We start from the raw sequence: 12,257 nt of genomic DNA on the forward strand, positions 1-12,257 counted from the left end.
CCGAGGAGCGGGCGGGCGCCGACCGCGGGCGGGGGACCGGGAAGGCCCCGCGCCCGCGGCCGGCGGCGGGCGCTCAGGCGCCCGGCGGCACCCGGCCCGGCCGGCCCGCGCCCCGGGTCAGGCGGTAGCCGCCGACGCCGGCGAGCCCGGCGAGCAGGCCGCCCGCCACCGTCCAGAGCCAGCGGTCGGACCACCAGCCGCCGGACCAGCCGTCCTCCGGTTCGAGACCGGCCGCCGTGCCGGCGCCGGGCACGAGCGGCGCGGCGAGCGCGTTGTCGGCCGCGTACGCGCCGCCGACGTCCTTCGCCTCGGCCCGCAGGCGTGCCCGTACCGGCTGGCCGAGGTCCTCCTGCGCGAGGTCGGTGACGGTGAGGCGGATGTAATAGGCGCCCTGCAGCGGGTCGTTGGCCCACTGGTCGGCGCCCGAGCGGACCGGGCGCAGCGTGCACGACAGGTCGATCGTCGCGGCGACCTTGGCGGCCGTACCGGTCTGCGCGCCGTACATGCAGGGCTGGCGGCGGCGCAGTCCGTCGTAGACGTCGAGCTGCCACGTCGAGGCGGCGTGCCGGCCGGTCGCGGCGGGCAGCGTGACCGACGCCGTGACGGTGGCGCGCTGCCCCGAGTCCAGCGGGAGCACCCAGTAGAGGTAGTCGCCGGTGGAGGCGTCGGCCGTGGCCTCCTGGCCCAGCCGGACCGGTGTGGCCGTACGGAAGGCGGTGCCGGCCTCGGTCGGCGCCTGGGGGCCGCCACTGGGGCTCGGCGACGGCGAGGCCGCCACGCCGAGCAGGCCGCCGCCCACGAGCAGCGCGGCGGTCAGCGCGCGCCGAAGGCCGCGTACACCGCCCGCGCCCCGGACACCGTGTGGGGTGTGTTCACGTCGTGCGGCACTTCTCAGGGCACTCATCAGTTGGTCCTCCAGACCGCGATGCGCCAGCGGGAGACCCAGCCCCACACCAGGCCGGCGAGGAAGCCGGTGAGCACCAGTGCGCCGATCAGCCACCAGCCGCGCCCGAGACCGAAGGAGGCCACGTCGCTCGCGTCGTCCGGACCGTCCACCACGTCGATGGTCAGCTCGACGGGCATGCCCGGGGTGGTCTTGACGGATGCGGGCGCCGAGAAGGAGTTGCTGACCTGCAGACACACCGTCTCCGCAGGCTGCGGGTCCTCGTCGTCGTCCCCGGTGCCGCTCTTGGGGTAGCGCAGCCCGGAGGAGATCAGGTCGGTACGCCCGTCCCCCGCCTCCTGGCCGCGTACGATCTCCCGCCCGCTCAGCGTCGTGGCGCGCAGCAGGATCCCGTAGTCGTTGTTGACGGCGCGGTCGGCGCCGATGCTCACCGAGGCCCGCAGCTCCTGGCCGGGCTTGACGTTCACCCGGTACCAGCGGTGCTCCGCGAAGCTCTCGCGGTCGCTGTAGAGGCCCGGCTTCAACTCCGGTGCCTCTCGGCACTCCTTGGCGCCCTCGGTGGCCACGGGGTTGACCACCGGTGTGGCCGCACGGTCGACCAACTGCCGCACTCTGCCCGAGAGTTCAGCGGTGTGCTGCACGGAGGTGTAGGTACCGCCCGTGGCCTCCGCGATGCAGATCAGCTGGTTGCGGGTCTTGGCGTCGGGGACGAGTCCGAGGGTGTCGATGACCAGATGGATCCCCTTGGCCGCGATCTCCCGGGCCACTTCGCAGGGATCGAGCGGGGCGCAGGTGTCCTCGCCGTCCGTGATGAGCACGATCCGCCGGGTGGCGTCACCGCCCTTCAGGTCCTCGGCGGCCCCGAGCAGGGCCGGCCCGATGGGTGTCCACCCCGTGGGGGCGAGCGTCGCGACCGCGGTCTTGGCCTCGGTCCGGTTCAGCGGCCCGACCGGGTAGAGCTGCTTGGTGTCCTTGCAGCCCTGGTTCTTGTCGTCGCCGGGATAGTTGGCGCCGAGCGTCCGTATCCCGAGCCGCACTTCGTCGGGCACGGCGTCCAATACCTCGTTGAACGCCTGTTTCGCGGCGGACATCCGGGACTGTCCGTCGATGTCCTGTGCGCGCATCGAGCCGCTGACGTCCAGCACCAACTCGACTTTGGGCGCTTCCTTCGCCACCGGTTCACCGGCGGCGGCACCTGCCGGGAACAACCCGGCAGCCAGGGTGACGAGCAGACCGCACGCACCGGCCGCCACCCATCTTCTAGTGATCATCGCCGGATCGTATTGAGATTCCCCCCACCCGCCAAACCGAGCACCGCTACGGTCCGGGCGGCCGCGCGGGGGGCTGATCCGGCGACGCCGGAGCGAGGGTCCCGGCGGACAGGCCGCGCAGCGTCTGGACCCCGGCAACCGACCAGGCCAGGACGAGGAACACGTACAGAGCGCCGGCGAGCCAGGCGTAGGCGGTCAGGCCGGTGTGCCGGGCCAGGCCCTCCTCACCGGTGACGCAGGTGCCGACCGGGAAGGTGAGGGCCCACCACGTCATCGAGAAGCCCATGCCGTGGCGGCGGGCCCGCAGGACCACCGCGGACGCCAGGGCGAACCACAGCAGCGCGAACCCCGTCGTCGGCACCCCGTAGAGCACCGCGAGCATCCTGAAGCCCTCGGCATAGGGGGGCCGGAGCACCCTGCGGCGCGGCATCGGCGAAGTTGTTCACCGCCGTCGTGGACTGCCCCAGCGGACCGAGCACCAGGAAGAGCGTCGGTGTCAGGGCGAGCGGCAGCCGCGGGCCGGCCGAGGTGGCGCACGCGCGAGCCCGCGGAGCCGGCCTCGGGGCGGATCGCGGAGCTCGTCCGGACGGGTGTGCTCATGTGTCCACGGTGACCCGGCATGGCCGCCCCGACCATTCGGCGTTCCGCCGGAATCCGCTGGTGGGGCGGGGAACGTCCCCGTTAGCATCCGATGATGACGACGCCGGCGGACAAGCCCTTCCACGAACCGCTGCGCCGGACCGACGCCGGCCCGCCGGTCGGCCACCTCGACGCACGGCTCTGCTCACCGGCCGTCTTCGGACGTCTCGTCCGGCACGGTGATCCCCGCGTGCGGTACCGGGGACTGGTCCTCCTGGCCGAGCGCGTCACGTCGGGCCGGACGGGAGACGAGCGCGAGACGGCCGAGTTCGCGGAGCTGCTGCCCGTGTCGGTGGAGGGACCTCCCGAGGCGCTGCTCGTCCTGGCGCGGCTCTACGAACGACTGGGGCCGTACCGCCGGGGGCCGCGCCGGCCGCAGTGGCGCGCGGCCGAGCTGCCGGCGCGGGTGAAGACCGCTTGGCTGCGCGCCGAGCTCCTGACCGAGCCGACGGTGATCCGCGAGGAGCCCCCGGGCGAACTGCTGTACCAGGCCGTACGGGAAGCGACCGCGGCCCGTGCGCACCGGCCCGGGCCACTCGTGAACGAGCTGGTGGACAGCGCCGACCCCGTCCTGCACGCCGCGGCGCTGCGCCTGGCCCGGGAGGGGCTGCACGCCGGTCTGCTGGCTCCCGCACTGGTGCGCGCGCAGGTGATCGGCCTGCTCGGTTCCCGCAGTGCGGACGTCGTCGCCGCCGCCCTGGTCGAACTCGCCGAGCCGTGGGCGGCGTTGGATCCCCTGCCGTCGGGGCGGCTGTCTCCCTTCCTCACCGCCGGTTCGGTGATCGCACGGCCCGAGGTGGCCGGTGCCGCACTCACGGCCGCGGCCCGTCACGGACACCGCGCCCTGCTGCGGCAGGTCATCGACGACCCGGACCTGCCGCCGCTCCTCCGCCGGCGCGGCCTGGAACTGCTCGGTGACCTGGCGGACCGCGGTGACATCGGCGCGTTGACGGCGACGGCCGCACGGGACCCGTTGCTGTTCGGCGGGCCGATGGTGACATGCCTGCGCGGGCTCCACCGGCGCGGGCACTTCCCGGACGGCCGGCACGTCCCGTCCGTCATCGGGCTGGCGCTGGCCGATCATTCGATCGCGCCCCACGAGGTCGCGACGGTCCTCTTCACCTGCCGCCAGGCGGTGTTCCGCGTCCTCGTGGACGCCGCCGCCGACGATCCGAGCTGGCCGCGACGGCTCGCGCTGCTGGTCGCCCTGGCCGCGCAGGGAGCCGAGGAACTGCCCGTCGGGGACGCGATCACACGGGTCCTCCCCGAGGCTCCCGCGCCGGGGCCGTTCCTCGACGCGATCCGCGCGTTGCGCCACGCGGAGGCCGAGGACACCGTGATCGCCCTCCTGCCATCGGCGCCCGCGGCGGCCCTGGCCGCTCTGGAAGCCATCGGCGGCCACCGGACGGCAACGGCGTTGCGGGAGGGGCTCGGCCTCGGACCGGGGGAGGGCGCGGGCGTGATCGCGCCGCATCTGCGTGCGGTGCGCGACAGCGCCCTCGAGGTGCTGTGGCACCTGACCCACGATCCGTCCCAGCGGCGCGCCCTCCTCCTCCGTCTCGATCCCGCCGATCTGCCGGCCCGCGTCGCGGCGGACCTCGGTGGCCCGGACGAGGAGGAACTGGCCCTCCTGAGTTCCCACCTGGACCCCGCCGAGCCCGTGGCGGCCCTGTGCAGACTGGCCGCCCACGGCGGCGCCGGCACGCTGCCCGTCATCGCCGACCTCCTCCTGCGCGTCGTGGCCGAGCTGGCGGCATCCTGGGAGCCGGGCGGAGCCGCCCCGCGGCCCGCCGGCGGACAGCCGGCCGGGGAGCCCGTGGTACCCCAGGAGGTCCTGGACGCCGTACACGGCCTGGGCCGTCGTCTCCACGAGCGGGGCCGGATCCGGCCGACCTGCCTGCTCGACGCGGAGACCGCACGAGAGGCCGGCCACGCACTCGTCGCGACCATGGCGCTGGATCTGCTGGACCGGCCCGGCCTGTCGAGCGGCGAGCAGGCGATCCTGCTCGAACTCCTGCTGCGGGCCCCCTACGCGCGCACCCGTGCGCGGGCGCACCGCCTGTTGCGCCGCCGCGACCGGCACGTGCGCAAGCACGTGATCGCCCTGCTCGCCCAAGACGCCACGGAGGACGGCGCGCAGGCGCTGTCGGCGACCTTGACCGTGCTGACCGCGGCCCGGGACATCCAGACCGTCCGGCAGGCGCTGCTCGCCCTCGGTCACGCGCGGGCCCGCTGGGCCGCCACCGCGATCGCCGCCTGTCTCGGCCATCCGAACATGAACGTCAAGAAGACCGCCGCCGAGGTCCTGGTCCGCGCGGGCACGCCCACGGCGGTACCGGCCCTGCTCTTGCGGCTGGGGCGTCACGACAATCCGGGCCTGCGCGCCACGCTCGTCGAGGCGCTGCGCACCATCCTCGGCGACGCGTACCCGGCGACCGTCCTCGCGGCCGCCGAACACGGCGGAGACCGCCGCGCCCGCGAACTCCTGCTGGAAGGCCTCGACGGCACCCTGCCCGCGCGCTCGGTCCTCGCACTGGCCGACCAGGCGTCACCGGTCGTACCGACCCTGCTCACCCTGCTGGCCGCCGGCCGGGTCGGCCTCGCCTCCGGGACGATCGAGGACCTGTCCACGGCCATGGCCGCACACGGGATCACCCCGCCCGCCGCGCCGCCGTCGACGGGGGACGTCGCAGCGGACCCCGACATCGGTTCGCTGACGGCCGAGGGCTGGAATCCGTCCACCGCGCTGCGCATCGCCGAAAGGGACGAGCCGCCGCACCCCGACCAACTGCGGTCCCTGCGGCCCACGCTGGGGGACTGGCTCCGCCTGGCCGGCTCCCGCCCCGCCGCCCGGAGCCGCGTACTGCGGCTCGCGCTCCGGCTCTGCCCCGCGCCGTGGACGGCCGGGGAACTGACGGCCTTCGCCCGGTTCGCCGACGTCCTGCTCGACGGGCTCGCCCCGGCCTCGGCCGGAGACCGGCACGACCTCATGGCGGTACTCGTAGCGGTCGCGCCGCTCCTGCATGCGGTCGAGAAGCAGGCGGTCGCCGACGCGGTGCGCGCGCTGCCCCCCGCGCCCGGAGGAAGCCGGTCCACCCTGCCGCTGCTCCGCGGCCTCGGCGCCGTGCTGGTCCGCGCCGACCTCGACGGCGCCCTCGCCTCGGCCCGGCTGGAGGCCGACCCCTGGCAGGCCGAGACCGCGGTGCTGCGGGAGGCGTTCGCCGCCCCGCGGTCCGCTGCCGCGGGCGAGCCGGCCGAGTCCGGGGCCGGGGCCGGGTCCGAGGCGGAGGTGTGGCGAGCCGCGCTGGACGCCGCGGTGCGCGCACCGGGCGCCCTGGAGGAACTGCGCCGCCTCCGCCGCCGGCACGACGGCGTACCGGGCTCGCGGGACCGCCTGGGGGCACTGATCGATGTCCACGCCTCTGCCCGCCCCGAGGTAGGCGGCGCCCTCATCGACTGGATGACGGACATCCAGCCCCTCGACGCACCCGCCTGGACCATCGCCGAGACGACCCGCGAGCCGGAGCCGCGACCGCGGACCGTACGCGCCGACGACCTCGATCAGCCCCGTTCGGCAGCGCTGCGCGAGCGCCTGCTGGCCATGCTGCGGGCATCCGCTCCGGAGCGCCGGCACACCGCGGCCCTGGAGCTCTCGCGCTGGCCCGAGCCCGAGGCGAGGCTTCCCGTGCTGCGGGCGTTCCTGCGGGGCCGCGTCGACGTACCCGTCGGCGTCGACCTGGCCCGCACCCTGGGCGCCTTCAGCGAGGCGGAACTGCGCGCGGACGACGTCCTGCACGACAGGGTGGCGCTCGCGGCGAGCCTGCTGGCTCCGGGGGAACTGGAACCGCTGGTGGGGCTGCTGCTGGAGTGGTGGGAGCACGACCCGCCCTCCAGCAGTTCCGAGCCGCTGCCACGGGCGCTGCGCGCGGTCCCCGCCGACGTGCTGGCGGAGCGCCTCGGCGACCGCCTCGACGCTGGCGCCTGGGGGTTCCTCGACCTGCTCCGCGGACGTTCCCTGCTGCGCACCCCCGAACTGACCCGGACCCGCGAGCGGCTGCGTGCCGAAGGACGCGAGGACCTCGCGGACGGGCTGCTCCTCGTCGGGGGTCCGCTGCGCGGACCGGACAGCGCCCGGCAGGACGCCGCCGCGCTGTCGGCGCTGCGCGGCCGGGCCCCGGCGGCGCAGCGAGGAGCGCCTCAACCCCCGTCCCGACAGGAGCTGCTGGACCTGGCCCGTACCGGCGACCCGGTGCGCGTACGCCAGGCCCTCACGCGACTGTCCGAGGGACACGGCGGCCCGGACCCGGACCGGGACCCCGCCCTGCACGACCTGATCGCCGAGTTGCTGCGCCATCCCAGGCCCAAGGTCCGCCTCCACGCCCTGCGGACCTCGCGGGCCATGCTGGACCGGCAGACCTACCTGGGCCACACGTCGATCCTGCTGGACGACACCCAGCCGGACCTCGTGCGCACGGCGATCCGAACCCTCTGCCACGCCGACTGGACGCCCGCGATACCCGCCGTGACCGGCCTGCTGGAGCATTCCCATCCCGTCGTCCGCAAGTCCGCGGCCGAGGGGCTCGTCGCCCTGGGCACACCGGCGGTCCCCGCCCTGCGACACGCCGCCGTCCACGTCCGCCCCGACAGACGGTCCCTGTACACGGCGGTCCTCGAACGGATCACGACCGCCGAGGCCGAGCAGCGCCCTCCCGGACCGCGGTCCGCGCGGGGCGGGCGGGCGTGATCAGTACCGCTGGGCTTTCGCGATCCTCGGTGTCAGGTTCAGGTCGGCGGGCTTGCGACTGATGGCGAGCGGCTGGGCGAGCTCGCCGGGTTCGAGGTCCTCCGCTCCGACGATCCTGGTCTCCACGACCTTGCCGGAGGCATCCGTGAAGTCCACCTGCACGGCGTAGGACGCCTTCTCGTCCGTACGGTTGGTGATGCTGACGATGACCGCCAGGAGCCCTCCGGTCTCGGCCCTCGGCTTGCCCCGCAGGGAGACGTCGGCTCCCGCGTTTCCGCCTCCCGACACGTGCTGCAACTCCGCGGCGGCCGCCTCGTTCGCCCGCTGTGTCTCAGCCGACACGGAAGCCTCGAAAGCGGAAGCGGCGGCAGACGCGGACGAGGCCGCGGCCGACGCCGACGCGAGCGCGGAGGCCGCGGCCGAACTCATCGGCGACGGCGGCAAGCCGGAGAAGGAAGCCGTGTCGGGTGGCGTCGGCCGGGGGCTGAACGTCCTGGTCGACTGGTCCCCCTCACCCGTGCTGCACGACGCCAGTACGGCAGTTCCCGAAACGACGGCGGCAATGGTCAGGGCGACCACCGTCATGCCCCGCCCAGCCGGTGAGTGCTTCCCGGACACGGTCATAAGGCTTTCCTCCACGTTGACGGGCCGACGTCGGCATCACCCCCCAATCTCGGGGCTGCCCCCGCCCGCCGCGACCGGGGTGGACCGACCGGGGCAGTCCGCCGGGCCCGCCGGCCGCCGGGCCGTGCGCGGCGAAGGCCGCGGCCCGATTCCCGCCGCGCCCGCGCGGCCTGACCGCGCGGAGCGCCCCGCTCCGCCCCGCTCCTACGGCTGGGAGCCGGCGAACTGCTCGGCCAGTTCCCTCTCCTCCGCGGAGCCGAGCGAGGTCTGCAACACCGTGCCGCCGTGGCGCCGCATGGCATCGGTGAACCGGTCCTGCGACACCATCAGGCCCATGACCGCCACGGCCGCCGATCCCGGCTGGAGGAGATCCTGGACGCGTCGGCGGAACTCGTCGTCGACACCGGATTTGCCGAGCTTCCCCAGCAGCCCGCCGACCGCCGCGCCGGCCACGAACCCGACGGCCGGCAGGAGGAACAGCACGCCGAAGACGATGCCCCACACCGCCCCCGCCGCGACCGACGGGCCGATGAGGCGGCTCGGCGCGTCCACGTGCGTCTCGCCCTGCGCGTCCACCGACACCACCGCCAGCCCGCTCACGCTGATGACGCGGTCCCGGTGGAGCTCCTGCACCGTGGTGTAGGCCCGCCGGGCCGTCTCGGGGTCGTCGTACCCGATCACCATCAGCTCCGACATGAAGGCCTCCCGGTTGGCTACTGGACGTCGACGCACGCCAAGCCTGGCCGGGGCTTCGAGCATTCCGCCACCCGGACACCCCTGGACGGCGGAGGGGGAGGAGGCCGCTCTCCGGTCACCCGGTGACGCGGCCGGGCGCCTGCGCGCCGCACGTCGGAATGCCGATGGAAGACTGCCGTGACACGCTGAAACGGAGGATCAAACTCCGGTCCCGGTGTGCCAGGCCGGCTCTGCAACCCATGGAGATCGCAATGGCCAGTGACGACAGCAGGCCCCTCGCCGGGGACGCGCACCCGCGTCCTTGGCACGCGCACGCGTCAGGTACCACCTTCCTGGCGGCGGTCTTGATGATCATCGGTGGACTGATGGCGATCTTCGAGGGGATCGCGGCCATCGCCAAGCGCGACCTGTTCATCGCGACGCGCCACTACGTGTTCGAGTTCAGCCTGGCGGGCTGGGGCTGGGTCCACCTCATCCTGGGCGTCGCCCTCGTCTTCGCCGGCTGCTCCGTGATCAGCGAGGCCCTGTGGGCGCGCTTCTTCGGCATCACCGTCGCCAGCCTCGGCGCGATCGCCAACTTCCTGTGGATCCCGTACTACCCCTGGTGGGCCCTGGTGCTGGTCGCCATCAACATCTTCGTCGTCTGGGCGCTGTGCGCGGGCATGCACCGCGAAGCGACGCGGGCCTGACCCTTCCCGCCGGGCCGCGGACGCAGCGGACGGTGTCGTCCCCCGCCCGGTCCGGAGCCGGTACCGGAGAGGCCCGCCGTGGTCCCGGGTACTGCCCGGGACCACGGCGGGCCGGTCACGGCCGCGGTGGACTCAGCCGACGGTCCACTTCTGGAGCGCGGAGCCGGTGTCGGGCTGCTGGGTGACCGGTGCGCCATCGGTGGAGGACGCGGTGGTGAGGAGCAGTCCGCTCGCCGCGGAGGCGACCGTGTGGGTGCCGTTGGCCTGGCGCGTGACGGTCCAGCGCTGGTTGGCGCCGTTGCCGCAGGTCCACTGGATGATCTTCGCGCCGGGGCTGGTGGATCCTCCCTCGACGTCGGCGCACAGGCCGGACTCGCTGTTCTTCAACTGGTACGTGCCGTCGGCCTGCTGGGTGAAGGCCCAGCGCTGGTTGGCGCCGCCGTTGGGAGCCCAGGTGATGAGCTGGGTGCCGGGGGTGGTGCTGTGGCCGGGGTTGTCGAGTGCCTTGCCCCCGGTGGTGAGGGTGTGGACTCCGTCGAGGAAGGCCGTGACCGCCCACGTGAACGTGGCCGTGCCGGTGGCGGTACCGGAGGCCGCGGTGACCGTCACGGCCGAGGTGCCGGCGGCGGTGGGGGTGCCGGTGATCAGGCCGCTGGAGCTGATGCTCAGTCCGGCGGGCAGGCCGGTCGCCGAGAAGGTCACGGGCTTGCCGGCGGAGTCGGTCGCCGCGAGCTGGAGGGAGACCGCCTTGCTCAGGGTGCCGGTCTGGTTGCCCGGGTTGGCGACCGTCACCGTCTCGGGTGCGGGGGCGATCGGGGCCAGTGTCAGGGTCTGCTCGGCAGCCGTGCGGGTGCCGCCGACCGCGTTGCCGGTGGTGTTGGTCCAGCTGCGGACGGGCGTGGTCTCGGAGGGGCGGGCGGAGTCCGCGGAGAGACCGATGACGAGGCCGCTGTACCGGTTGACGATCTTGTACGTGCCGGTCGGGGTGCCGTTGGCGGGTGAGGTGCCGCGGATGACGAACCACTGCTGGCCGACGGTGGGCCCGCCGGTCCCGGCCGCGGTGACGGTGGGCTTGGTGCCCCATGCGCGGGTGGCCGTGGAGGTGGTGCCCACTCCGAGGAGCGAGCCGGTACCGGAGTTGGCGATGCGGTAGGAGCCGTCGCCGTTCGAGGCGAAGGTCCACGACTCGAGGCCGGAGCCGGTGGCGGCGGCGCGCGAGGTGGTGGCCGGGCTGCCGGAGACCTGGGCCAGGACCCGGCCGCCGGCGCTGCCGATGCGGTAGGCCTTGGAGGTGTCGACCGGCGCGGCGGGCGCGGTCGTGTCGATCGCGAGGTTGACGTACTCGCTGCTCGCTCCGCCCGAGCAGCCGAAGGAGCAGTACGAGCGGAAGTTCTTGCCGACGATCGTCGAGCTGGTCTTGTTGCCGCTGTCGAGGAACCAGCGGTACCAGGAGGCGTTCTTGTAGCTGCCCGTGTCGCCGAGACGGAACCACTTCTGGGTGGTCAGGTCGGCGGTGGCGTAGATCTCCTGGGAGGCGTTGCCGCTCTGGTCGACCGCCTGGGGCTGGCCGAGGTACAGGCCGAGGTGGGCGTTGTAGGTGATGTCCATGACGAACAGCGGGGACGTCGGGGGCATCAGGCCGGCGGCGACCTGCTGGTCCACGGAGCCGCTGTTGGCCGGGTCGTACTCCTTCGACGGCGGGGTGTACCCGGTCGTGCTGCCGGAGCCGACGGGGACCATGTTGCTCTCGCGGCCACCGACGCCGGGCTCGGACCAGGCGCCGTCGTACCACTTCTGCCAGGAGCCGGGCGCCATCTTCGCCGAGATCGGAGCGCGGGCGACGTGCCCGTAGAACGCGGCCCAGCCGCCGCCCTTGTTCACGATCCGGGAACCGTAGAAGGCGTAGAAGTAGCCGGATCCGGTGTCGACGAAGAGTCGCTGGTCACCGGTGCCGTAGTGGTAGGTCTGCTGCGGGAAGGCGGCGTTGTCGCCGCGCTTGGTGCTGTAGTCCGAGGTGATGACGTGGTCCTTGATGGTCCACGTGCGGCCCTGGTCCTTGGAGACGGCGTAGTCGATGCCGTCGTAGTGCAAGCCGTCGGCGAACGGCTGCGGGGTGAACTCGTTGTGCACGAGTCCGTACCAGTCGCCGGTGTCCGGGTCGACCCAGACGCCGGCGAGGTCGCAGTAGTTCCGCTGCGCGTATCCCGATCCCGCCGGTGCGGGGGTCGATTCGAGCCCGGTCGGGCTGTTGTTGCAGCGCCAGGTCGTGTCGTTGTTGCGGTCGTTGGAGTTGGCCGGGTTGACCGCGTCGCTGATGGCACCGGACCGGGTGGCGGTGTCCAGGTTGGTCCCCGTGAAGAACGTCCACTTGCGGGGGTCGTCGGCGCCGTAGAGCGCGTGGGCCTGCTGGAAGTAGAACGTGCCGTCCTTGTCGACGTACGTGCCGGCGGGGGTGTCGTCGGGGTGCGTCCAGGAGCCCTTGGCGCCGACCGTGACGGTGTAGGCGGGAGTGGGGGCGGCCGGCGCCGCGGATGCCGTGGGCATCAGCAGCGTGCTGCCGACGGAGAGGACCAGCGCGGCGGCGGCGAGTGCGCCGGCCAGTCTGCTTCGAGGAGCGATCACGGGTACTCCTTGATCGGCGGAGCCGTGGGGGCCGGCTCCTTTGGTGGTCCGTCGTCCTGCGGGACGGC

At 73.8% G+C, this 12,257-nt stretch carries 7 protein-coding genes and 1 pseudogene; 2 read left to right on the top strand and 6 right to left on the bottom strand.

The window, feature by feature from the left end; genetic code table 11:
• Positions 1-73: 73 nt before the first annotated feature.
• The 3 genes and pseudogenes from ACFWBY_RS30920 to ACFWBY_RS30930 all read right to left on the bottom strand — a co-directional run.
• Positions 74-904 carry a hypothetical protein gene (locus ACFWBY_RS30920; protein WP_385344810.1) on the bottom strand — a complete coding sequence of 277 codons (831 nt, stop codon included), beginning with the start codon at positions 902-904 and terminating at the stop codon, positions 74-76.
• Entirely contained in the window at positions 904-2,175 is a 1,272-nt protein-coding gene (locus tag ACFWBY_RS30925) for a VWA domain-containing protein (RefSeq protein WP_385344807.1), read from the bottom strand. Before ACFWBY_RS30925 ends, ACFWBY_RS30920 begins: the two co-directional genes overlap by 1 nt.
• A 46-nt stretch (positions 2,176-2,221) precedes the next feature.
• Positions 2,222-2,696 (bottom strand): annotated as a pseudogene (locus tag ACFWBY_RS30930) (C4-dicarboxylate ABC transporter); the annotation flags it as partial.
• A gap of 173 nt (positions 2,697-2,869) precedes the next feature.
• Between ACFWBY_RS30930 and ACFWBY_RS30935 the strand changes: the two are divergent.
• The gene (locus tag ACFWBY_RS30935; RefSeq protein ID WP_385344804.1) at positions 2,870-7,558 is read left to right on the top strand and encodes a HEAT repeat domain-containing protein; all 4,689 of its coding nucleotides are present in this window, start codon (positions 2,870-2,872) and stop codon (positions 7,556-7,558) included.
• Here ACFWBY_RS30935 and ACFWBY_RS30940 read toward each other — a convergent pair whose 3' ends face one another.
• The gene (locus ACFWBY_RS30940) at positions 7,559-8,182 is read right to left on the bottom strand and encodes a hypothetical protein (protein ID WP_385344802.1); all 624 of its coding nucleotides are present in this window, start codon (positions 8,180-8,182) and stop codon (positions 7,559-7,561) included.
• Between the two features lie 204 nt (positions 8,183-8,386).
• A complete protein-coding gene (locus tag ACFWBY_RS30945) occupies positions 8,387-8,878 on the bottom strand; it encodes a DUF1269 domain-containing protein (protein WP_385344799.1) in 492 nt (163 codons plus the stop codon).
• Between the two features lie 251 nt (positions 8,879-9,129).
• On the opposite strand from ACFWBY_RS30945, the gene ACFWBY_RS30950 reads away from it, so the two are divergent.
• On the top strand, positions 9,130-9,567 hold the full coding sequence (locus ACFWBY_RS30950; protein ID WP_385344796.1) for a hypothetical protein: 438 nt from the start codon (positions 9,130-9,132) through the stop codon (positions 9,565-9,567).
• A 132-nt stretch (positions 9,568-9,699) separates the two neighbouring features.
• On the opposite strand, the gene ACFWBY_RS30955 is transcribed toward ACFWBY_RS30950, so the two are convergent.
• A complete protein-coding gene (locus ACFWBY_RS30955) occupies positions 9,700-12,111 on the bottom strand; it encodes an RICIN domain-containing protein (RefSeq protein ID WP_385336068.1) in 2,412 nt (803 codons plus the stop codon).
• Positions 12,112-12,257: the final 146 nt, after the last annotated feature.

Source organism: Streptomyces sp. NPDC060049 (genome assembly GCF_042736715.1).
Lineage (GTDB): Bacteria > Actinomycetota > Actinomycetes > Streptomycetales > Streptomycetaceae > Streptomyces.

What these genes read in the sequence shown, in the direction of transcription:
- ACFWBY_RS30920 (WP_385344810.1), bottom strand. Translation starts at nt 904, where the DNA reads ATGAGTGCCCTGAGAAGTGCCGCACGACGTGAACACACCCCACACGGT.
- ACFWBY_RS30925 (WP_385344807.1), bottom strand. Translation starts at nt 2,175, where the DNA reads ATGATCACTAGAAGATGGGTGGCGGCCGGTGCGTGCGGTCTGCTCGTC.
- ACFWBY_RS30935 (WP_385344804.1), top strand. Translation starts at nt 2,870, where the DNA reads ATGACGACGCCGGCGGACAAGCCCTTCCACGAACCGCTGCGCCGGACC.
- ACFWBY_RS30940 (WP_385344802.1), bottom strand. Translation starts at nt 8,182, where the DNA reads ATGACCGTGTCCGGGAAGCACTCACCGGCTGGGCGGGGCATGACGGTG.
- ACFWBY_RS30945 (WP_385344799.1), bottom strand. Translation starts at nt 8,878, where the DNA reads ATGTCGGAGCTGATGGTGATCGGGTACGACGACCCCGAGACGGCCCGG.
- ACFWBY_RS30950 (WP_385344796.1), top strand. Translation starts at nt 9,130, where the DNA reads ATGGCCAGTGACGACAGCAGGCCCCTCGCCGGGGACGCGCACCCGCGT.
- ACFWBY_RS30955 (WP_385336068.1), bottom strand. Translation starts at nt 12,111, where the DNA reads ATGCCCACGGCATCCGCGGCGCCGGCCGCCCCCACTCCCGCCTACACC.